Source organism: Mesorhizobium sp. WSM4822 (genome assembly GCF_055811155.1).
Genome location: NZ_JBVVQM010000014.1, coordinates 114,599 through 135,915, shown reverse-complemented (window position 1 = coordinate 135,915; position 21,317 = coordinate 114,599). Strand labels below are relative to the sequence as shown.

At 63.4% G+C, this 21,317-nt stretch carries 22 protein-coding genes and 1 riboswitch; of the genes, 11 read left to right on the top strand and 11 right to left on the bottom strand.

Features of this window, described 5'->3' with window-relative positions; all coding sequences use genetic code 11:
* The first annotated feature begins 72 nt into the window (after positions 1-72).
* Both AC0L3E_RS27935 and AC0L3E_RS27930 read left to right on the top strand, forming a co-directional pair.
* On the top strand, positions 73-1,071 hold the full coding sequence (locus tag AC0L3E_RS27935; RefSeq protein ID WP_127397515.1) for a DUF2125 domain-containing protein: 999 nt from the start codon (positions 73-75) through the stop codon (positions 1,069-1,071).
* Between the two features lie 7 nt (positions 1,072-1,078).
* A complete protein-coding gene (locus tag AC0L3E_RS27930) occupies positions 1,079-2,002 on the top strand; it encodes a sugar kinase (RefSeq protein WP_473606103.1) in 924 nt (307 codons plus the stop codon).
* A 7-nt stretch (positions 2,003-2,009) separates the two neighbouring features.
* Here the strand turns inward: AC0L3E_RS27930 and AC0L3E_RS27925 are convergent, their stop codons facing one another.
* Both AC0L3E_RS27925 and hisC read right to left on the bottom strand, forming a co-directional pair.
* Positions 2,010-2,945 carry a prephenate/arogenate dehydrogenase family protein gene (locus AC0L3E_RS27925; RefSeq protein WP_206631266.1) on the bottom strand — a complete coding sequence of 312 codons (936 nt, stop codon included), beginning with the start codon at positions 2,943-2,945 and terminating at the stop codon, positions 2,010-2,012.
* Positions 2,946-2,950: 5 nt separating this feature from the next.
* Positions 2,951-4,060, bottom strand: coding sequence for a histidinol-phosphate transaminase (gene hisC / locus AC0L3E_RS27920; protein WP_127380017.1), 1,110 nt, complete (start codon positions 4,058-4,060; stop codon positions 2,951-2,953).
* A gap of 135 nt (positions 4,061-4,195) precedes the next feature.
* Positions 4,196-4,273: riboswitch (SAM riboswitch) on the top strand.
* Between the two features lie 114 nt (positions 4,274-4,387).
* Between hisC and metX the strand changes: the two genes are divergently transcribed.
* Both metX and metW read left to right on the top strand, forming a co-directional pair.
* Positions 4,388-5,557, top strand: a complete 1,170-nt coding sequence (gene metX, locus AC0L3E_RS27915; RefSeq protein ID WP_127271091.1) for a homoserine O-acetyltransferase MetX — start codon at positions 4,388-4,390, stop codon at positions 5,555-5,557.
* Positions 5,554-6,171 (top strand): methionine biosynthesis protein MetW, encoded by a 618-nt coding sequence (gene metW / locus AC0L3E_RS27910; RefSeq protein WP_127268377.1) that lies wholly within the window; start codon positions 5,554-5,556, stop codon positions 6,169-6,171. Before metX ends, metW begins: the two co-directional genes overlap by 4 nt.
* Positions 6,172-6,178: 7 nt before the next feature.
* On the opposite strand, the gene AC0L3E_RS27905 is transcribed toward metW, so the two are convergent.
* Entirely contained in the window at positions 6,179-6,499 is a 321-nt protein-coding gene (locus AC0L3E_RS27905) for a DUF1330 domain-containing protein (protein WP_127268376.1), read from the bottom strand.
* 327 nt (positions 6,500-6,826) lie between these two features.
* Between AC0L3E_RS27905 and AC0L3E_RS27900 the strand changes: the two genes are divergently transcribed.
* Together AC0L3E_RS27900 and AC0L3E_RS27895 are read left to right on the top strand one after the other, a co-directional pair.
* Positions 6,827-7,783, top strand: coding sequence for a glycosyltransferase family 2 protein (locus AC0L3E_RS27900; RefSeq protein ID WP_473606102.1), 957 nt, complete (start codon positions 6,827-6,829; stop codon positions 7,781-7,783).
* A gap of 15 nt (positions 7,784-7,798) precedes the next feature.
* Positions 7,799-8,734 carry a glycosyltransferase family 2 protein gene (locus AC0L3E_RS27895; protein WP_473606101.1) on the top strand — a complete coding sequence of 312 codons (936 nt, stop codon included), beginning with the start codon at positions 7,799-7,801 and terminating at the stop codon, positions 8,732-8,734.
* Between the two features lie 69 nt (positions 8,735-8,803).
* On the opposite strand, the gene AC0L3E_RS27890 is transcribed toward AC0L3E_RS27895, so the two are convergent.
* From AC0L3E_RS27890 to AC0L3E_RS27880, 3 genes are all read right to left on the bottom strand, one after another.
* Complete coding sequence (locus AC0L3E_RS27890) at positions 8,804-9,607, bottom strand: DUF1194 domain-containing protein (RefSeq protein WP_473606100.1); 804 nt, start codon at positions 9,605-9,607, stop codon at positions 8,804-8,806.
* A gap of 86 nt (positions 9,608-9,693) precedes the next feature.
* Entirely contained in the window at positions 9,694-11,520 is a 1,827-nt protein-coding gene (locus tag AC0L3E_RS27885; RefSeq protein ID WP_128308797.1) for an ABC transporter ATP-binding protein/permease, read from the bottom strand.
* Positions 11,521-11,640: 120 nt separating this feature from the next.
* Positions 11,641-12,423, bottom strand: a complete 783-nt coding sequence (locus tag AC0L3E_RS27880; RefSeq protein ID WP_256745279.1) for a class I SAM-dependent methyltransferase — start codon at positions 12,421-12,423, stop codon at positions 11,641-11,643.
* A 136-nt stretch (positions 12,424-12,559) separates the two neighbouring features.
* Here AC0L3E_RS27880 and gloB point away from each other — a divergent pair, with 136 nt between their 5' ends.
* Both gloB and AC0L3E_RS27870 read left to right on the top strand, forming a co-directional pair.
* Complete coding sequence (gene gloB / locus AC0L3E_RS27875; protein WP_128308798.1) at positions 12,560-13,327, top strand: hydroxyacylglutathione hydrolase; 768 nt, start codon at positions 12,560-12,562, stop codon at positions 13,325-13,327.
* Positions 13,328-13,346: 19 nt separating this feature from the next.
* Positions 13,347-13,775, top strand: coding sequence for a cupin domain-containing protein (locus AC0L3E_RS27870; protein ID WP_128308799.1), 429 nt, complete (start codon positions 13,347-13,349; stop codon positions 13,773-13,775).
* 1 nt (position 13,776) lies between these two features.
* Here the strand turns inward: AC0L3E_RS27870 and AC0L3E_RS27865 are convergent, their stop codons facing one another.
* From AC0L3E_RS27865 to AC0L3E_RS27855, 3 genes are read right to left on the bottom strand one after another with little or no spacing between them, the layout of a single operon-like run.
* Entirely contained in the window at positions 13,777-14,463 is a 687-nt protein-coding gene (locus AC0L3E_RS27865) for a lysoplasmalogenase (protein ID WP_128308800.1), read from the bottom strand.
* Complete coding sequence (gene yddG / locus AC0L3E_RS27860) at positions 14,460-15,395, bottom strand: aromatic amino acid exporter YddG (protein WP_127266959.1); 936 nt, start codon at positions 15,393-15,395, stop codon at positions 14,460-14,462. The genes AC0L3E_RS27865 and yddG overlap by 4 nt, the downstream gene beginning before the upstream one ends.
* 34 nt (positions 15,396-15,429) lie before the next feature.
* Positions 15,430-16,218, bottom strand: a complete 789-nt coding sequence (locus AC0L3E_RS27855; protein WP_023811078.1) for a DUF3108 domain-containing protein — start codon at positions 16,216-16,218, stop codon at positions 15,430-15,432.
* A gap of 256 nt (positions 16,219-16,474) precedes the next feature.
* Here AC0L3E_RS27855 and rpmB point away from each other — a divergent pair, with 256 nt between their 5' ends.
* The 3 genes from rpmB to AC0L3E_RS27840 all read left to right on the top strand — a co-directional run bounded on the left by rpmB (position 16,475) and on the right by AC0L3E_RS27840 (position 18,369).
* Entirely contained in the window at positions 16,475-16,771 is a 297-nt protein-coding gene (gene rpmB / locus AC0L3E_RS27850) for a 50S ribosomal protein L28 (RefSeq protein ID WP_013529373.1), read from the top strand.
* Between the two features lie 186 nt (positions 16,772-16,957).
* Complete coding sequence (locus AC0L3E_RS27845) at positions 16,958-17,638, top strand: queuosine precursor transporter (protein WP_128308801.1); 681 nt, start codon at positions 16,958-16,960, stop codon at positions 17,636-17,638.
* Positions 17,639-17,697: 59 nt separating this feature from the next.
* Entirely contained in the window at positions 17,698-18,369 is a 672-nt protein-coding gene (locus tag AC0L3E_RS27840) for a spermidine synthase family protein (protein ID WP_128308802.1), read from the top strand.
* A 10-nt stretch (positions 18,370-18,379) separates the two neighbouring features.
* On the opposite strand, the gene AC0L3E_RS27835 is transcribed toward AC0L3E_RS27840, so the two are convergent.
* Together AC0L3E_RS27835 and cobT are read right to left on the bottom strand one after the other, a co-directional pair.
* Entirely contained in the window at positions 18,380-19,408 is a 1,029-nt protein-coding gene (locus AC0L3E_RS27835) for an esterase-like activity of phytase family protein (RefSeq protein ID WP_128308803.1), read from the bottom strand.
* Positions 19,405-21,306 (bottom strand): cobaltochelatase subunit CobT, encoded by a 1,902-nt coding sequence (gene cobT, locus AC0L3E_RS27830; protein WP_063169108.1) that lies wholly within the window; start codon positions 21,304-21,306, stop codon positions 19,405-19,407. Before cobT ends, AC0L3E_RS27835 begins: the two co-directional genes overlap by 4 nt.
* Positions 21,307-21,317: the final 11 nt, after the last annotated feature.

Sequence of the window (21,317 nt, the reverse complement as noted above, 5' to 3'; positions counted from 1 at the left end):
AACTATTCGTCTGTCTGCCTGGCGGAATCGACCACCCGTCCGCAACACCCATGCGTTAACGAGAGCCAAAGCATGACGTCAAGTGACGAACGCCAGCCAAGTAACCGTCGCCGCCTGTTCTGGCTTGCAGCGTTCATCGTCGTGCTGTTCGCCCTTTACAGCGGCGGCTGGTTTTATCTGGCCGACCGCGTCAGGAGCGAGGCCGACAAGGCGGTCGCCACGCTCAACAAGAATGGCGTCGAGGCCGGCTGTGCCAATCTCCAGGTCAGCGGCTATCCCTTGAGCTTTACCGTCTCCTGCGACAACCTCGCCTATGAGGACGATGCCAGGAACATTGCGGCTTCAGCCGGCAGTTTCAACGCGGCCGCCCAGATCATCCAGCCTCTGTCGCCGGTTGCCAATCTGCGCGGCCCGCTCAGGACCTCCGTTCCGGACATGGTGCCGCTGTGGATCGACTGGGACAATCTGCAGGCCAGTTTCAAATTGTGGTGGCCGCTGCCGCAGCGGATCTCGCTGGAGGCGGAGGGCCTGTCCGGCCAGACCGATCCGGCCGACGACACCGATCCGGTGCAACTGTTCAGCGCCGGCAAGGCATCGGGTCAGCTGCAGCCCAACGGCGAGGATATCGACTATCTCGGCAGTTTCGGCGATCTCGAGATCGACCCCGACGCAATTGGAGGGCGCGTGCTTCCGGCGCTCGATGCCAGCGGCGATGTGACATTGAAGAACGGCGTCGCACTGATCGGCACGCAGGTGAAGAGCCTTCGTGGCCAGGCGATCGAAATCCGCAACCTTGACCTGTCGTCGGGCACGGCGCGCATCACCGTTTCGGGACCGCTCTCGGTTGATGCCGAGGGCCTGGTCAACGCCGATCTGATGATCAGGCTGAAGGACCCGAAGGCGGTGGCGGCCATCCTCGGCGCCGCCATACCCGAGCAGAAAAGCCAGATCGAGCAGGGTTTTTCTGCCCTGGCGGTGCTCGGCAACGAGCCGTCGATGCCGCTGAAGGTGGTCAGGGGCAAGGCCTCGCTCGGCTTCATTCCGCTGGGCAAGATCAAGCCGGTCGAATAGCTCAACCATGGCAAAACCCGTGAAGCTGCTGAGCGTTGGCGCCTTGACGCTGGACACCATCCTGCGCGTCGAGACACTGCCTGTGCATCAAGGCAAGTTCATTGCCTCCGACGGCGTCCAGATTGCCTCGGGCATGGCCACCAGTGCTGCCTGCGCCGCGCATCGCCTGGGGGCCGAGGTATCGCTGTGGGCGAGTGCGGGTGACGATGCCGTCGCCGACCAGCTCATCGCCGGCATCGAGGCCGAAGGCGTCGATTGCACCTTTGTGCGCCGCGTCAGAGGCGCCCGCTCGGCGCTGGCCTCGATCCTGGTCGACGCGCATGGCGAGCGCATCATCGTGCCGTTCTATGACGGGCTGGCCCAGGCCGATCCCGAAGTCTTGCCGGTCGCCGACCTCACGGCATTCGACGCCGTGCTGGTCGATGTCCGCTGGCCGGGCGCGGCAGCGTTGGCACTCAAGGCGGCACGCGCCGTTGGGCGTCCGGCGATCCTCGATGCCGACACCGCGCCGCTGGAAGTTCTGGAACAGCTGTTGCCGCTCGCCACGCACATCGTCGCTTCGGAAACGGCGGCGCGCATCGTCTGCGGCCAGGCGCTCGATCCGGAAACGGCTTGCGCCGATCTCGCCAGCCGCACCGACGCCTTTGTCGCGGTAACCGGCGGCGCGGCGGGCTGTTGGTGGCACGACCGTCGCGCAGGCTGTGTGCGCCATGTCGCGGCGCCGAGGATCAAGGCAGTGGATACGCTCGCCGCCGGCGATGTCTTCCACGGCGCCTTCGCCGTCGGGTTGGCGGAAGCCATGCCGGTCGAGCAGGCTTTGCGCTTTGCCAGTGCGGCCGCCGCGCTCAAATGCCTGCGCTTCGGCGGCAGGCTGGGCGCGCCGGAAAGGGCCGAGACGCTGGCCATGGTTGCGCAGACCTGGCCAGCCTGAAACAGACTTAGCCCTTCGCGGGATGCTCGACGGCCTGGCGGCCGAAATCGGGCACGTCGATGTCCTGGCCGGCCTCGATGATCGAGCGGCGCACCGCGCGGGTGCGGGTGAACAGGTCGAAGAGCTTTTCGCCGTCGCCCCAGCGGATCGCGCGTTGCAGCGACGCCAGATCTTCCGAGAACCGCGCCAGCATTTCGAGAATGGCGTCCTTGTTGTGCAGGCAGACATCCCGCCACATGGTCGGGTCGGAGGCGGCAAGGCGGGTGAAGTCGCGGAAGCCGGAAGCCGAATATTTGATCACTTCGGACTTGGTCACCGACTGCAGATCATCGGCGGTGCCGACGATGTTGTAGGCGATGATGTGCGGCAAATGCGAGACGATGGCGAGCGTCATGTCGTGATGCTGCGGGTCCATCGTGTCGATGTTGGCACCGCAGCGGCGCCAGAATTCCGACAGCCTCTCCAGCGCGTCCGGGTCGGTGTCGGGCAGCGGCGTGAAGATGCACCAGCGATTGTCGAACAGGTCGGCGAAACCGGCGTCGGGGCCGGATTTTTCCGTGCCCGCCAGCGGATGGCCGGGAATGAAATGGACACCTTCAGGCACATAAGGCTGCATCTGCGCGATGACGGACGCCTTGGTCGAGCCGACATCGGTGAGGATCGCACCCGGCTTCAGCGCCGGCGCGATTTCCTCGGCCACCGCGCCGGACGAGCCGACCGGCACCGAGACGATGACCAGGTCGGCATCGCGGACAGCTTCTCTCGCATCGGTAGTATAGCTATCGCCCAGCCCGAGTTCCTCGGCTCGCGCCAGTGTCGCGGCACTGCGGGTCGAAATGGCCAAGTGACGGGCGAGACCTTCGCGGCGGATGACGCGGGCCAGCGACGAGCCGATCAGGCCGATGCCGACCAGCGCGATCTTTTCAAACATCGGTGATGTCATGGTCTCTAGCTTTTCAGGAATGTCGTGAGAGCGGCGACAACGCCGCGATTGGCCTCTTCGGTGCCGACGGTCATGCGCAACGCGTTGGGAAAGCCATAGCCCGAAACGCGCCGCAATATATAGCCGCGCGCCGTCAGATAGTCGTCCGCCGCCGCCGCCGAATGCTTCTGGTCATCGGGAAAATGAATGAGGACGAAATTGCCGACGCTGGGTGTCACCCGCAGCCCGAGCTTTGTAAATTCCTCGCTCAACCAGGCAAGCCAGGTCTCGTTGTGCGCCACGCTGCGCTCGACATGGGCGCGGTCGCGGATGGCTGCGATACCGGCCTCGATCGCCGTCGCATTGACGTTGAAGGGACCGCGCACGCGGTTGATGGCGTCGACGATATGCATCGGCGCATACATCCAGCCGATCCGCGCCCCGCCTAGGCCGATCTTGGAGAAGGTACGGGTCATCACCACGTTCTCGGTGCTGCCGACCAGCTCGATGCCGGCCTCATAGTCGTTGCGGCGGACATATTCGGCATAGGCCGCGTCGAGCACCAGAAGCACGTTCTTCGGCAGCGCGGCATGCAGCCGGCGAACCTCCTGGAACGGCACATAGGTGCCGGTCGGGTTGTTGGGATTGGCGAGGAACACGATCTTGGTGCGCGGCGTGACCGCGGCCAGGATGGCGTCGATGTCGGCGCGCTCGTCTCTTTCCTTGATCGTCACCGGAACGGCACCCGCCGACTGGATGTAGATCTTGTAGACCATGAAGGCGTGTTCGGTGATGACGGCCTCGTCGCCGGGCGCCAGATAGGTCTGCGCTAGCAGGCCGAGAATCTCGTCGGAACCGTTGGAACAGATGATGTTCTGCGGGTTGAGGCCGTGCACCTCGGCGATCGCTTCGCGCAGCCGCCTGGCGGTGCCGTCGGGATAGATGTCGAGCTTGCCGGCAATCTCGCGCGCGGCTTCGATCGCTTTCGGCGAGGGCCCTAGCGGATTCTCGTTTGATGACAGCTTGTGGACCTTGGCGACGCCGGCGGGCGCCGTGCTCTTGCCCGGCACATAGGCGTCGATGTCCATGATGCCCGCACGCGGGGTTGGACGTGCCTGGTCCGGTGTCTGGCTCATGTCGCAAAATCCGTCGAGAACGCTTCCTGAGGGAAGCCGCAGCGGAAATACAAGCCGTGGCCTGCAATGTCGAGAGGCGACAGCCATCGCCCAGGGCTGGCCGTTGACGACGGCGCGCCACAGCCCTAGAAGGGGTGCGACTTCCGTGGTGATTTGGCCGGTCGGCTTGCAGCCACGTTAAACAACTTGCTAAAGGGCCGTTTGCATCCTGTAACCGGCTTTGCGACCGCAATGCCGGTTTTTTGTTGTCCGCGCCGGCCGGACACCCGTATCGGCATCGACTTTCGACAAGCGCGATGCGTGGGCTCAAAGTGTGAGATGGATGTCATGGCCGTTCTGCGTGCCCGCAAAACCAACAACGAGGTCGACCAACCGTCGAGCCCGGTTTTGCGTTTTGGATCCGACAAGCCGCTCAAGCTGGACGCCGGCACGCTGCTGTCACCGTTCCAGATCGCCTACCAGACCTACGGCACGCTGAACGATGCCCGCTCCAACGCCATCCTCGTCTGCCATGCACTGACCGGAGACCAGCACGTCGCCAGCACCAATCCGGTGACCGGCAAGCCTGGCTGGTGGGAAGTGCTGATCGGCCCCGGCAAGATCATCGACACCAATCGCTTCTTCGTCATCTGCTCCAACGTCATCGGCGGTTGCCTTGGGTCCACCGGTCCGGCCTCGACCAATCCCGCCACCGGCAAGCCCTATGGGCTTGACCTGCCCATTATCACCATTCGCGACATGGTGCGGGCGCAGCAGATGCTGATCGACCATTTCGGCATCGAAAAATTGTTCTGCGTGCTCGGCGGCTCGATGGGCGGCATGCAGGTGCTGGAATGGGCGTCGAGCTATCCGGAGCGCGTCTTCTCGGCGCTGCCGATCGCCACCGGCGCGCGCCATTCCTCGCAGAACATCGCCTTTCATGAGGTTGGCCGCCAGGCTGTCATGGCCGATCCGGACTGGCATGGCGGCAAATATTTCGAGCACGGCAAACGCCCGGAAAAGGGCCTGGCGGTAGCGCGCATGGCCGCCCACATCACTTACCTGTCGGAAGCCGCCCTGCACCGCAAGTTCGGCCGCAATCTGCAGGATCGCGAAGCGCTGACCTTCGGCTTTGACGCCGACTTCCAGATCGAAAGCTATCTGCGCCACCAGGGCATGACCTTCGTCGATCGCTTCGACGCCAATTCCTACCTCTACATGACGCGGTCGATGGACTATTTCGACCTTGCCGCCGACCATGGCGGCCGGCTGGCCGATGCTTTCGCCGGCACGAAAACCCGCTTCTGCCTGGTGTCGTTCACCTCGGACTGGCTTTTTCCGACCGAGGAGAGCCGCTCGATCGTGCATGCGCTCAACGCCGCCGGAGCATCGGTATCCTTCGTCGAGATCGAGACCGACCGCGGCCACGACGCATTCCTGCTCGACGAGCCGGAACTGTTTGCCGCCATCAACGGCTTCATCGGCTCGGCCGCCAGGGCGAGAGGGCTGGGCCTATGAGCGTCAACCGCGACCAGCGCGTCGACCTTGAAGTCGTCGCCAACCTCATCCCACCACAGTCGCGCGTGCTCGATGTCGGCTCGGGCGACGGCTCGCTGCTCGAATTGCTGCAGGACAGCAAGCAGGTCGACGGCCGTGGGCTCGAGCTGTCGCAGCGCGGCGTCAACGAATGCGTGGCGCGCGGCCTCTCGGTCATCCAGGGCGATGCCGACAAGGATCTCGAATTCTATCCCGACAAGGGCTTTGACTTCGTCGTCCTCTCGCAGACGCTGCAGGCCACCCGCAACCCGAAGCTGGTGCTCGACGAACTGCTCAGGATCGGCAATCGCGCCATCGTCTCCTTCCCCAATTTCGGCCATTGGCGTGTGCGTCTGTCACTGTTCGTCAACGGCCGCATGCCAGTGACCAAGGACCTGCCCTATTCCTGGTACGACACGCCCAACATCCACTTCTGCACCATCCGCGACTTCGTCAATCTGTGCGACGAGCTCGGCGCGACCGTCGAGAAGGCAACCGCTCTCGACGCCAACGGCCAGAAGATCGGCCTGTCGATGCCGTGGTGGTTCTGGAACTTCTTCGGCCAGCAGGCAGTGTTCCTGCTGAAACGGCAGTAGCCGCAAGCTATTCGAGGATGTCCGTGGCCTTGTGCGGATGTTCGACGCCGTCAGCAAACACCACGTCGGCCTCCGAATTGTCCGTGCGCAGCGCCAGAATCGCTTGATAGGCGGGCGAATTGTACCAGCCATGCACATGCTGCCTGTCGGGAAATTCGATGATGATCAGATGGCCCGGCCAGTTGTTCTCGATCACCTCGACATCGCCGCCATGGACCAGAAAACGGCCGCCGAAAGGTTCCAGCGTGGCATCGATCTTGTGCAGGTATTCGACGATCTGCGGGCCCATCGTGGCTTGGCGCATATGGGCGACGGCGTAAGCGGTCATAAGTGCACTCCCTTTCAATCGAAGCCGATTGCCGGCTCCGCAGGCACAGATTGCCAAGGGTCGTGACAGAATTCGATTACCCCAAAAGTAATAAGAATGAGATGAGGCGATCAAGACGAATCGGCCTGCGCGATCCTGAGGCGGTTTCCAGTCTCCGGCCCTCAGGGTGTTGCCGTTGAGACGCAAGGTTGCGAATTCGGGGTTGCGGACGGATTGAACTCTGCAACCAGATGATGACACGGGAGCATGTTTTTCGTAGCGTCATGCCGGACGCGATGCCGAGCGAAGCACGGAGCGGGGAACCTGACCTATTCGATCGTTGTCGAAATGGAAAACGCCAAGTCCATCAATGAAGATGAGATCGGCGTTTCGTTCAGTGCTTTGGCACGGGAAATAGAAGCCGTGACGACAACCGGTCAATACCTGAAACCGGAGGTCATCGTCGTTCACAGCGGACCAGATACCGACACACCGCTTCTGCGGCATCGTCTCACCGAAATTGTTCCGCAACTTGGCATGGTAGCAAATACGGTCTTCAGCGCCTGCACAGGCGGCCGGTACTATGAGGTCAAGAACGCAGGCGCCGCGTTGGCCAAGGGCGACATCGTCATTTTCTGCGATTCCGATACAGTGATCGAAGACGGCTGGCTGTCGGCACTTCTCAAACCGCTCCAGGATCCGAAGACGATCGCCGTGAACGGTTACACCTATCTCGGCTGTGACGATTTCGCTTCGCGAACCTTTGCGCTTCTGTGGTTCTTCCCGCTGCGTGATGGTGATAGACGCTTTGCCTCCAAGCGCGCGATGAACGCCAACAATTGCGCCTTCCGCAGAAGCTGGTTAGCCGGCCATCCCTTTCCGGCCAGCAATGGATTCAAGGTTTCTTGCACGTTGCTCGCCAGCCAGTTACGAGCAAGCGGGCATGATTTTGTCAGAGTCGATGCCCGGGCCAGCCATTATCCTCCGCGCGGTTGGCGCTTTTTCTTTTGGCGTGCCCTGGTCACCGGGCGCGATGCGGACCGGAAATATGTGGCACTGGCATCGCCATCCCAAGCCGCGCGAGTGCTGAAGGCGACAAGACGTTGGTTTTCGACGTCCTGGAAAGTGGGCGGGCGTATTCTGACGCATGCAACTCGGCTCGGAATGCCGGCATGGCAGATCCCGTTTGCACTGATCGTCGGATTGGCCTTTTGCGCGCTGGTTTTTTGTGCACAAGCGGCCATGGCCCTTGGGCTGGTTCGGGACGAGGTTGAAAACGTGCCCCTCTACGTGGGACATAGCTGAAGCACTATGGTCAAAATGGGCAAAACCATCGAACCGACACCTCTCATCACGGTCATTACGCCGACCCACAACCGACGCGAAACGGTGTTGCGCGCCGTGGAAAGCGTACTCTCCCAGAGCATGTCGAGGCTTGAGCACATTGTCGTCGACGATGGTTCGACCGATGGAACCGAAGCGGCGCTGGCCCGCATCCAGGACCCGCGGCTGATCTATGTCGGGGCGAAATGGCGAGGCGCCAACGCAGCCAGGAATGCCGGCATCGAGCGCGCGCGGGCACCGTTGGTGACGTTCCTCGATTCCGACGACATCTACATGCCGCACCGGCTTGAACGAACCCTGACCTGGTTCGAGGAAAATCCTGCACTGCAAGTGCTGATCAGTTCGTTCGTGTCCCTGAAAGGCAATCGCATCACAAACTGCGTCAACCCCGAGGCGTTCGTGAGCCCCGCAATGCTGGAGCGGACGCTGGTTGGGCAGACCATCTTCATTGCCGGCTCTGCGATCACGGCTCGCCGCGAAGCCTTGCTGGCCATCGGCGGCTACGACAGCGACATCACCCGCATGCAGGATCGCGAATTGCTGCTGCGCCTTGCCCGGCGCTTCGGTGCGCAGTTGTCCAAGGATCTGGACTGGACGAAATACAATTCGGAAAACTCGATTTCCGGCCGCCGTGACGGCTATGTCGAGGCCTATGCGAACCTGATGGGCAAACATCCGCATATTGCCCATGCCTACCCGCACATTCCGCCTTACATGATCTCGCGGCAGCTCATCGCCGACATCCTGCGAGGCAGGATACCGGAGGCATTTCAGGGCTACATGGCCAACCGTTCATCCAAAACGCTTGGCTATTCGCTGCCGGAATTGATGCAAGGCTATGTCCATGGCCGGCGCTGGCGCCGCGATCTCTCCAACGAGTTTCGCAATCAATTTGGTGCCCGGCCCGCTTAACCGAGAGGGATTCCGGGAAATTGTGGAACGGTTTTCCCTCCGGATCGCGTTAACCCCTCTGTCGAGAGCTCAACGGTCAAGTTCGGGAAAATACGGATCCGATAGAAACCGCCTGTCCCGTTCGCCTTGCAGGCAGTCTATCGGCGTCGCCGCGTCGATGGGGATGCTTCTCACCTCGTCCTGAATGCCGCTCACTTCCAGGAGCAGCTTGCGCCGGATGGCTGTCGAAAACTCGGCGACGGCATAGACAGGCAGCACGAAGGAACCGGGTCCGCCGATCACGCACTGCGCATAATACTGGTCGAGATGGCTGAAGGTGGGCGACGGGCTGATCAGGATCGGCAGGCCGTTGACGACGATGCCTTTGGCAGTCGCCGCATCACGCGTCGCGGTGACCGGCGGCCCGATATTGTTCGGTCCGTCGCCCGAAATGTCGATGACGCTGCGTTCGCCCTGGAAAGACGTGCGGTCGAAAAGCTCGGTGCCGAAGGCCAGCGCGCCGGAAATCGAAGTGCCGCGAAAGCTGCGGAACGGGCGAGCCGCGACCTTGTCGGCAAAGCTGTTCGCGCTCTCGGCACTATCGATAATCTGCCAGCCGATGACCGCGTCGTCGCGCACCGTGCCGGCCCATTCGAAATAGGTCAGCGCTATGCGGCCCGTGGCGCCAGCGCGGACAGCCTTGATGAAGTCGGGATGCCGCAGCGCCTCGACATAACCGGCCCGCTGCAGGGCGAACTCCTTCTCGTCCATCGACAGCGAGATGTCGACCGCCAGCACCAGCTCGACGTCGACGGCGAGCGCATCCCGCGGCGAGGCGGCGGGAGCAGCCTGGGCGCAGGCAAGACAGGCAAGCAGGCGCAGGGCATCAAGCATGGCCGTCGCCAGGATTGTTTCTCCCGAGGAGCTTCCCTCGCGATCGCGGCAAAATAAAGCTTTGCTTCCCTCGCCCGGAAATCAGCTCATTTCTTGCGACGAGCGGCGGCTGGCGGCGGTTCGATCGCGCCGGCCCTGACGCGGGCGGGCTTCAGGGCTGGCGCACCGGAATCCTTGACGATCGTCAACGCGCGCGGGAAGAAGTGGTTGTTGTGCTGGCCGCGCCCGATGTTGAGGATCGCTGTCCCCGGCAAACGCTTCTCGAGCATCGACAGCACGCGTCTTAGCGATGGGCCGTCGAACGCATCCAGCGCCTCATCGATGATCACCCATTTCGGCTGCCGCAACGCGAGCCTGGCGAAGGCCAGCGAGCGTTGTTCGTCATCGCCCAACTCATGGTCCCAACGCCCGGCACGGTCGAGCGATGAGGACAGCCGTCCCAGACCGACCTCGGCCAGCACCGCCGAAATGTCGGCATCGTTCGCCGGCGCGGGCCCGTTCGGGTGATCGAGGACTTCGCGCAACGTGCCGACCGGAAAATAAGGCACGCGCGGCACGAATATGGGGGTTTCTCCCGACGGCAGGCCGATCCGGCCGCTTCCCCATGGCCACAGGCCGGCAATGGCACGAAAGAACAGCGTCTTGCCCGCACCGGGGTCGCCGGTGATCATGACGCGCTCGCCGGGGCGGATTTCGACATGCGGATCGGCGAGTCTGGTGCAACCCTCCGGCGAGGTCACTTCGAGCTTCTCGAAAGTCAGGCTGCCATTGACGTTTTGGCCGAAGGCGATGCGCTTTTCCGTGTCGTGCAGCGCATCGGTTTCATCGAGCGCGATGCGGAAATCGGCCACGCGCATCAGCGTGGCGCGCCAATCGGCAATGCTGCCGATGTTGTTGATGAACCAGCGCAAGGAGGAGTGGACCTGGTTAAAGGCGCCGACCGCCATCATCAGCCCGCCAAAGCTGATATCACCTGAGAAATAGACTGGCGAAGCGACCAGTATGGGCGCCACGACGGTGATCCAGCCATAGGTGTCGGTCACCCAGGACAGGTTGATCTGGGCGGTGTAGATGCGCCGCATGGCGCCCAGCACCGTGCCGAGATCGAGTTCGAGCCGCCGCCTGGCGTCGGCCTCGCCATGATACAACGCGATGGCATCGACATTCTCGTTGACGCGCACCATCGAGGAGCGCAGCTCGGCTTCGCGTGTATAGCGGTCGCTGTTCAGGCGGATGAGCGGGCGCCCGACCAGCCAGCTCAGCCAGGAGGCGATGCCGGCGTAAAGGATGGCGGCCCAGACCATGTAGCCCGGTATGGCCAGCGAGGTCCCGCCGATGTGGAACACGAAGCCCGAGGACAGCTCCCACAGCACCCCGACGAAGGACACGAGCAGGATGCACGACTGCAGCAGCCCGACGCCGAGATCGGTTGACAGGTCGGACAGATGCGCGGCGTCCTGCTGCATGCGCTGGTCGGGATTGACGCCGATGGCGCCGGCATTGGCCAACCGGAAGGCGCGCGCCGGCCGCATCCACTGATCGATCAGATCCAGCGTCAGCGCCTCGCGCAGTTTGAGCCTGATCATCTGGTTGAGCCAGGTCTGGCCGATATTGAGCACCAGCAGCCCGCCGGCGATCATCGCGAAGACGAGGAGCTGGTGCAGGAAGGCCGCCATGTCGCGGCGCGCAAGCGCATCGTAGAAAGGCTGGTTCCAGCGATTGAGCAGAACCTGGCCGATCGACGTTGCGATGATCACGGCCATGATGCCGACCGATGTCCACAGCAACCATTTGCGAACCGGCGATCGCGCCAGCGCCCGCCGGATCGTCGCCACCTGGTCGCGCAGGCTGCTGGCTTCGACCGCCACCGCAACCGGCTGAACGACGGCGGCATTGTCCGGTTGATCAGCCATGGCCGAGGTCCTTGCGTCAGTGCTGAAACCGGATGGAGAAACTTGACAGGCGTTCGTATGGGCTGCCGGTCCGCTTGCGACAGATAGGCAGGAAAACGACGTCAGGCACGCCTGCCGTGATCACGAAGCCGTCACTCGCGCAGCCGAGGGCTTGGCATCGGTTTTGTGACGGCCAAGCCGCGTGGCGCCATGCGGCGACAGCACCGGCACGAAGACGCGGCGCGAGGCGCGCTGGACCACGGGCACGCCTTGATAGAGCCGTTTCTGCGCCTCGACGACGATGACGCCGGAAAAGATCGGCCACAGCCGGCGGCCGGCGCGCTCCAGCACATTGTGGAAGCGCATCATGAAACGGCGCTTCGACGGCGGAAAGAACAGCGCATCGGACCAGGCGGCGGGCGTAAAATTGGCCTCGCGCAGCAATTCGGTGAGCTGGCCGCGCGAAAAGGGCCGGCCATTGCCGAATGGGGTGTGCTCGAAGCGCGCCCAGACACCGCGCCGGTTGGGCACGACGATGACCACCCGGCCAGCCGGCGACAGCACGCGCCAGATCTCGTTCAGCGTCTCACGCGGGTTCTCGACATGTTCGAGCGAATGGACGAGCAGCATGCGGTCGATGCAGGAATCGACCAGCGGCAGTTCCTCGTCGAAGACCAGTGCCGTCGCCGTCGGCCCTGTCGCCGGCCACACCACCGCGCCTTGCGTTGCCGGCATGAAGGCAAAGACCCGCTCGGCATCGGTGCCGAACCGCTCCAGCCAGGGCAAGGTGTAACCCAGACCAACCAGCCGCTCGTTGGGTACCGCTGCCCATATCGACGACAACGCCATGGTGATCGAACGCTCGGCGAAACGGCCGAGTGTTGTCGAATAGAAGGAGCGAAGATCGACGATGTCGGAATGCATGGCAGGGATGTAGCCGTGATATCGGCGGGTTTCAACAAAAGGCCGCGACATCCGACATTCCGAGATGTCATTCGACATCCGGGATGACATCCACGCGCCGGCGCCCTATGTCTGCGGCCATAAACGGAGAGATGCGATGCCGGTCGAAATCGAACAGTTCATGTGCCGCAGCGACAATTTCGGCGTGCTGGTGCATGATCCCAAAAGCGGCCAGACCGCGATCATCGACGCGCCCGAGGAAGCGCCTATCCTGGCCGCGATAAAGCGCACTGGCTGGACGCCGACGATGATCCTGACCACGCATCATCACATGGATCACGTCGAGGCCAATCTGGCGCTGAAGGAGCGCTTCAAGCTGCGCATCGTCGGCCCGGAAGCAGAAAAGGCCAAGATCCCCGGCATCGACGAGACCGTCGAAGACGGCTCGGTTCTCCATCTTGGCGATGAAAAGATCGAAGTCATCGCCACGCCCGGCCACACCGCCGGCCACGTTTCCTACTATTTGCCGGCTTCGGGTGTGGCGTTCACCGCCGACACGCTGTTTGCGCTGGGTTGCGGACGGCTGTTCGAATGCAAGCCGCCGGTGATGTATGAATCGCTGAAGAAGCTGGCTGCACTTCCGGCTGAAACGGCCATCTATTGCGGCCACGAGTATACGCTCTCCAACGCCCGTTTCGCGCTGACCGTCGACCCGACCAATTCGGCATTGAAGGAACGCGCCGCCAGGATCGAAAAGCTGCGCGCCGACAACAAGCCGACGCTGCCGACGACGATCGGCGAGGAGCTGTCGACCAATCCCTTCCTGCGCTGGCACGATCCGGCGATCCGCAAGCATCTGGGGCTGGAGAAAGCTTCGGACGCCGAGGTCTTTGCCGAAATCCGCAAGCGCAAGGACAATTTCTAGGCCCGGTAGTATCGTCGCCATGACCAGCTCCGCAGAAATTATCGCGACGCTCGGCCTGAAGCCGCATCCGGAAGGCGGCTGGTATGCCGAGACCTTTCGCGATGGCACCGGCGGCGCGCGCGGCCATTCGACTGCCATCTATTTCCTGCTTGAGGAGCATCAGGTTTCGGCCTGGCACCGGGTCAAGGACGCCGCCGAGGTCTGGCATTTCCATGCCGGCGCCCCACTGGCACTGGCGATGTGGGAGGAAGGCAGTACCGTTGTGGAGCAGGTGCTCGGCATCGATCTCGCAGCCGGTGAGCGGCCTCAGATCGTCGTGCCGGCAGGCTGGTGGCAGTCGGCGCGCAGCCTGGGCGAATGGACGCTGGTCGGCTGCACCGTCGCGCCGGGCTTCGAGTTTGCCGCCTTTGAGCTGGCCGAACCCGGCTGGCAGCCGAAACAACCCTAACTCAATAAGAACCCAAATTTAGCAGGAACCCAAGTGTCGTCGCGAGCTGGGCGGCGTAGTACAGCGCCCAGACGGCGAAGCGCATCCAGGCGCGGTGGGGCGAGATGGCGGCGACAAGGAATTTCTCGGTGGCGAGCAGCCCGTCCGATACCATGAACAGCACGGCGCCACCGATCACCCACATATTGCTTGTTGTCAGCGCCGAGATGCCCATTGCCAGGATCGCGGCGATATAGACGGTGATCGGGATACGCAGGCCGGGACCGACGCGACGCCACAGCGCCGCCAGCATGATGACCACGAACACCGCCATGGCGAGCCCGATCGCTCCGCGCCACGGCTCGGCGCCAAGCACTCCCAATCCGCCACCGCTGCGCAGGAACAGCGCGACATAGACGATGTGGGCGACGAGAAAACTGGCCAGCCCGCCGAGAAAGGCCTTTTCGCCGTCGCGCGACAGGAAGGCGTCGCCAGCGGCGCTGAGGGCGAGCGCGGCGACCAGCAGCAGCGGGCCGCCCTGCAGTCCGGCCAGCACGGCAAGCATCGCCACGGCAAGCGTCTTTGCCGCCGAGCGGGCGAGCGTCGGCGGCATGCCTAGCGTGAACGCATAGATCACCGCCGCCGCCAGCGAAAAGATCAGTGTCGCATTGGCATTGGCGTCGATGCCGCCCGCAAACGGCATCGTCATGCCCGGCTCCGCCTTTGGATGCCCTGGGCTCCGCCTTCGGATGACCCGGCTCGGCTCTCGGTCGCCGCAGGCTTGCGCAGGAACAGGGATTTTGCGGCGAGCACCGCGCCACCGGTGATGAGCACGCAGGCGGCGAGGATGCGCAGCGACGGCTCGGCGACGCCGGCCGCGATCAGCACCAGCGTCGACAACAGCGGTGCGGCGTAGCTTGCGGCACCCAGCACCTGGATGTTGCCGCGTTTGACGCCGATGTCCCAGGCATAGAAGGCAGCGCCCACCGGCATCAGGCCAAGGCCAAGCACCGCCAGCCACTGGCCGGCGCCGACAGGCAGAACGGTCTGTTCCAGCGCCAGGTGGCAGGCGAGCGACAGCACCGCGGTCGCTGCGCAGAACCAGGTGACGATGCTGGTCGGCACTGACGGGAAGCGCCGCGACAACAACGAATAGGACGACCACAGGACGGCGCAGACGGCAGCCATGGCATAGCCGAAGGAATAGCGGGCGTCGAAGGCCAGCCCGCCACCCTTGGTGACGATCAGCACGGTGCCGGCAAGGCCGAGCAGCGCGCCGACGACATGGTTCCAGGCCAGTTTTTCGCCCGGCATCAGCGCCGAGCCGAGCACGATCAGCAGCGGCCACAGATAGGCGATCAGGCTCGCCTCCACCGCCGGCGCATTGCGCAGCGCGGTGAAATAGAAGAAGTGGTAGCCGAACAGGCCGGCAATGCCGATCAGCCACACCTGCGGCGGTATCTTCTGGCTCTTGTCGGGTGCCGGCATGAACAGCCGCGCGATGAGCCCGACCCCGGTGCCGATCGAGAAGGTGATCGCCGACAAGAGGAACGGCGGCACCTGGCCCGACGCATCGGTGAGCAGTGCGAGCAACGCCCACATGGCGACCGCCGAAAAGCCGATCAGTGTTGCGCGCCCCATTCTGTCTCCAGTGGCGCGCCAATTCCGCGCCTGGCTATTGTACGGCTTCGAAACGCCCGGCGCTGATGGTCAAGGTGCCGATCTGCGTGCCCACCGTGGCACGGATCGGCGCATATACGCCGGTTTGGCCGAGCGGTGCAAACGTCACCATCATGCGGCTTTTGTTCTTGAGATAGTTGAGCGCCTTGCGGCCCTTGCGATAACCCGCCACCGGCTCGAAGCCCATCTGGCAGGTGACGGTGTCGCCCTTGTAGCCTGGGACCGAGATCGTGCCTTTCGACGCGTAGGTCAACGTCAGGTCGGCACGCATCTCGCCGTCATAGAACTTCACCGTGCGGCCGCAGACCTGGTCGAGACTGTCGGCATGAATGACGGTGGCGGCCATAGGATCGAGCACCGACGCCAGGTCGCCGGCACCGAGCGGCACCCAGTTCTTGGGGTCGCGTTTGCCCGGTGCCGGTACGACCTTCGTCGAGGTGACCCTGCCATTGGCAAAGCGGATATCGACCACCGATGCTTTCTTGCCGGAGGTGTAGTCGGCGCGGAATGCCTGCGGCACCATTTTCTTGCCCGCGATCGTGCCCTTGGATGAGATCGTGCCACGCGTGTCGTCGAACAGCTTGGCCAGCCCTGCCGCGGTGACACTGCCTTGGATCGCGTAGGCGCCGTTCTCATAGCGGCTGGAAAACGTTGATTTCGCTATCGAAAGGCCGAGGAACGACACCGTGTACTCGCCCTTGAACGACTGCGGCGAGGCAGCAGACGCGGCGGACGGCAAAGCTATGGCAAGCATGGCAACAAGGGCATGTGGCGAACGAAGCATGGCGGGATCGGGTCCTTGATTTTCGGCCGGAGGCGGGCAACTCCGGTCTGGCATGTCCCTATGGAACCGCTTATAGGATGAATTCCGGCCTTAATATGAAATGACGGGCGCGTCCGTGGGCAAGCCGGAGCTTGACGCCTCGGCGAAATGCAACTATGGAACGCCAACTTTTTCCATAAGGCCGCCTGACCAGAACCGCGCGCCACCCGGCGTGGGCTTGAGTGTTTGGCAGACCCGAGAACTGAAGGTTAGAACCATGTCCCGCACCTGCGAACTCACTGCCAAGGCAGTCATGTCCGGCAACAATGTGAGCCACGCCAACAACAAGACCAAGCGTCGCTTCCTGCCGAACCTCGTCAATGTGACGCTGATTTCGGAAGCGCTGAACCAGAACGTGCGTCTTCGCATTTCGGCCAACGCGCTGCGTTCGGTCGAACATCGCGGCGGCCTCGACGCCTTCCTGGCCAAGGCCGACGTCAAGGAATTGTCGCAGCGCGCCCGTTTGCTGAAGAAGCAGATCGCCAAGAAGACCGCCGAACAGGCTGCCGCTTAAAACAGTTCAAAGGCGGGGGACGACCGCCCTGGCCAACCTCTTGTTGTTGGCCTCTGGCCAACCTTTTGTTGGCCTAGGCATCGGATCGAAGCCGCAAGGTTTCGGCAATCCGATGCTCAAATTCCGAAGCTAGCGTAATCCGATTTAGGAATACGTTCCGCTGGTTCCATTACCCAGGATAAAAAAATGACTTTCTTCTCGCGATACTTACCCTTCGTGGCCGCCATGACGCTTGTCGTCGTGGCATCGAACATTCTCGTGCAATTCCCGATGCAGGGCCAGATCGGCGGCCTCTCGCTGGCCGACCTTCTGACCTGGGGGGCCTTCACCTATCCCTTCTCGTTTCTGGTCACCGACCTCGCCAACCGCCGTTACGGCCCCACTGTGGCGCGCCGGATCGTCTTTGTCGGCTTCATGACGGCGGTGATCTGCTCGATCCTTGTCCCGCCCTTCCTGTTCCGTCACGGCCTGATCGAATTCGAGACCGCCGCCGACCGGCTGGTGCGGATCGCGGCCGCGTCCGGAGCGGCGTTCTTTGCCGCGCAATTGCTCGATGTGACTGTCTTCAACCGGCTGCGCCGCCAGAGCTGGTGGCGCGCGCCGATCGTCGGCACGCTGGTCGGGTCGGTGTTCGACACCGCCGTGTTCTTCACCGTCGCCTTCTCCGCCGCCTTTGCCTTCGCTGGTCCCAACGACGGCTTCGCGCTGGAAACCGCACCTTTGATGGGCGTGTTCCATGTCGACGCCATGCGTTGGATCTCCTGGGCACTTGGCGACCTCAGCGTGAAGCTGATCATCGCCGTGGTGGCGTTGATCCCCTACCGTCTGCTCGCGGCCCGCTGGAGCCAGCCGGCGGTTGCGGCTTAAACCATGATCCCGAAAAGTGGGACCCGATTTTCGGAAAAGATCATGGTCGGACAAAGATCATGATCCCGTGGGTTCAGCTCGATTCGGCAAAGACCCCGGACGGCGGACAAGAACTTCGCCTCAAGCGGCGCGGCACCGAATTCTCGATCATGCTGGGCACCAACGAGCTCATGAACAGCCGCCTCAGCGGTTCCGAGGAAGCGCTGGCAAAACTGTCCTGTGAGCGGATTGCCGGCCATAGCCGGCCCACAATCCTGATCGGTGGGCTTGGCATGGGTTTTACCTTGCGCGCCGCACTCACAGAATTGGCCAATGATGCCGGAATTGTCGTCGCCGAACTGGTGCCCGCCGTCGTCGCCTGGGCACGTGGCCCGATGGCCGAAATCTTTGACGGCTGTCTCGACGATCCTCGCGTCACCATCCAGGAAACCGATGTCGGGCAGTTGATCCGGTCGCGGCCCGCGGCCTGGGACGCCATCCTGCTCGATGTCGACAACGGCCCGGAAGGCATCGTCCACAAATCCAACGACGCACTTTACAGCGTGCAAGGCCTCGCAGCCGCACGCAGCGCCCTGAAACCCGGCGGCGTGCTGGCGGTGTGGTCGCAAGGCCCCGACAGCGGCTTCACGCGGCGGCTGAAGCAGGCAGGCTTCGCGGTCGAGGAGGTCAACACACGCGCCAACGGCAAGCGCGGCGCCCGCCATGTCATCTGGATCGCCACCAGGACGTAAAGCCGGCGGGTCAATCCTGGTGGAGGATGAATTCCAGATAGAGGTTGCGCTGCAGGATCGAGTGGTTGTCGTCGGAGATCAGCGACACCATCAGCGCGCCGTCGTCGCGGGTCCAGACGTCTAGCCCTTCCATATTGTCGATCTGGTAGTCCATGTCGGCCTCCAGCAGCACCGGCCCGTCGGCGACCGCGCCCTTCTCGACGCTTTCGCCGTAGATGCGCCGCAGCCGCATCTTGACGCCGCTGGCCATCGAGAAACTGCGCTCCAGAAGCAACAGATCGCCATCCGGCAGGAAGGCGCCGTCGGTGATGTCGAAATCGCCATTGCGCTTGACGGTGAAGACGCCCTTGTGCGGCCCTTCGATGATGGCGGCATAGATGTTGCCGGCCTTGTCCAGGCTCTTCTCGGAGACCACGACCAGGCCGCCCTCATGCTGGCCGTTGGCATTGGCGTGGGTGACGGTCTCGAAGCCGCGATTCTGGCGCAGCTCCCGGGCCGGCACGACGAAATCCAGCGGCTTGAACGGCGCCTTCATGTCGTTGGGGTCGATCTTGAACTGGGCGACGCGGTGGCTGCGCTCGAAGCCGACAGTGGCGATGCCGTCCTTGACCGCGAGACCTTCCGCATCGACCTCCCATTTCCTGTCGATCGGCCGGCCGGTCTGGTCGACCATCTGCTGCATGCGGAAATTCTGGATGCCGGAGGGTCGCTTTTCCGCGTCGCGGACCACCGTGCCGAAGAACCAGAAGCCGGTGTCGGCAACGCCGATGAAATCACCGCCGGCTTTCAGGAAGCGGAAGGCTGACAGCGCGCCGAAATCGCGTGTCGGCGAGGTCATCTCCAGCCCGCCGACGAATTCGAAAGCGCCGAACTGCTTGTCGGCACGGCCAATGTGGAATTGGGTGATCGGGCGGGCCGAGATTTCGACCGGTTCGACAGAACCAGAGTCGGCCGAACCGGCTGCCGCCGAAGCCACGCCGGAAAGCAGGACGATGGCGGCGAAAAGCGTCTGCCGAAACCCGCCGCGCCTGGAAATCATCCGGCGCGCCGCATACCACCGCCGCGTCGCGTATCCTTCGCGCTTTCCTCGGCGAACAGCGAAGCCAGCTGCTCGGTCATTGCGCCGGCCAGTTCCTCGGCATCGACGATGGTGACAGCGCGGCGGTAGTAGCGCGTGACGTCGTGGCCGATGCCGATGGCCAGCAGTTCCACCGGCGAACGCGTCTCGATCAGCTCGATGACGGCGCGCAGATGGCGCTCGAGATAGTTGCCCGGATTGACCGACAGCGTCGAATCGTCGACCGGCGCGCCGTCCGAGATCATCATCAGGATCTTGCGCTGCTCGGGCCGGGCGATCAGCCGGTTGTGCGCCCACAGCAGCGCCTCGCCGTCGATATTTTCCTTGAGCAGGCCTTCGCGCATCATCAGGCCGAGATTGCGCCGTGCCCGCCGCCATGGATGGTCGGCGGACTTGTAGATGATGTGGCGCAGATCGTTGAGCCGGCCAGGATTCGGCGGCTTGCCGTCCTTCAGCCATTTCTCGCGCGCCTGCCCGCCCTTCCAGGCCCGTGTGGTGAAACCAAGAATCTCGACCGAGACGCCGCAACGCTCCAGCGTGCGCGCCAAGATGTCGGCGCAGGTTGCCGCGACCGTGATCGGCCGGCCGCGCATCGAGCCGGAATTGTCGAGCACCAGCGTCACCACCGTGTCGCGAAATTTGGTGTCGCGCTCCTGCTTGAACGACAGCGGCTGCATCGGGTCGATGACGACCCGCACCAGCCTTGCCGGGTCGAGGTAACCTTCTTCCAGGTCGAAATCCCAGGAGCGGTTCTGCTGCGCCATCAGCCGGCGCTGTAGCCGGTTGGCCAGCCGCCCAACGACGCCGGACAGATTGGCCAGTTGCTTGTCGAGGAAGGCGCGCAGCCGGTCGAGTTCTTCCTCTTCGCACAGCTCCTCGGCGCCGACCGTCTCGTCGAAAGCGGTGGTGAAGACCTTGTAGTCGATTTCCTTCGGCAGATTGGTGAAGGGATTGTCGTTGCGGCGCGCCTCGCCGGGTGTTTCGGCATCGGCGTCGTCATCGTCGGACAGATCGTCGGCGGTGGCATCGGAGGCTTCCGTCTCGGCCGACTGTTCGTCATCGGCGGAAGCTTCGGCATCCTCGGACTGCGACTGCTCGGAGCCGGAATCCTCTTCGCCGCCCTCCTCGCTCTGCTCCTCGCCTTGCGGCTGGTTGTCGTCATTGTCCTCGGAATCTTCCGTCTCCTGGTCGTCGCCGAGTTCCTCGGCCATCTCCATGGAGGCGAGCATCTCGCGCACGACCCGGGCGAACGCCTGCTGGTCGCCGAGCTTGGCCGACAATCCGTCGAGGTCGGCCTTGGCCTTCTCCTCGACCCAGGGGCGCCAAAGTTCGACCAGCCGCTCGCCGCTTTTCGGGATCGGACGGCCGGTCAGCTTCTCGCGCACCATCAGGGCAAGAGCTTCCTCGATCGGCGCGTCGGCCTTGTCCTTGATGTCGACGAGGTTGGCCTTGGCGTATTTGTCCTCCAGCATCGAGCCGATATTGTCGGCAACGCCTTGCATGGCGCGTGAGCCTATCGCCTCGACGCGAGCCTGCTCGACCGCGTCATAGATGGCGCGGGCCGCCTTGCCTTCCGGCGCCAGCTTGGTGTGGATGCGCACATCATGGCAGGCGCGCTTCAGCGCCATGGAATCGCCGAGGCCGCGGGTGATCGCGATATCGGTCTTCGAGGCCTTCTTCGGCAATTCGGGCAGACGGGCACGGCTGCCGGCAAGTGCGGGCCGGTCCTTGGCGAAACCGACTTCCAGTTCCTTGTCGCCGGCAATGGCGCGCATGCAGACGGTGACGGCACGCTTGAAGCTGTCGGCTTCAGAGCCCGTCTTCGACTTGTTGCGCGTGTTGTCGCCCGGACCCGCCATCGAGACTGTGC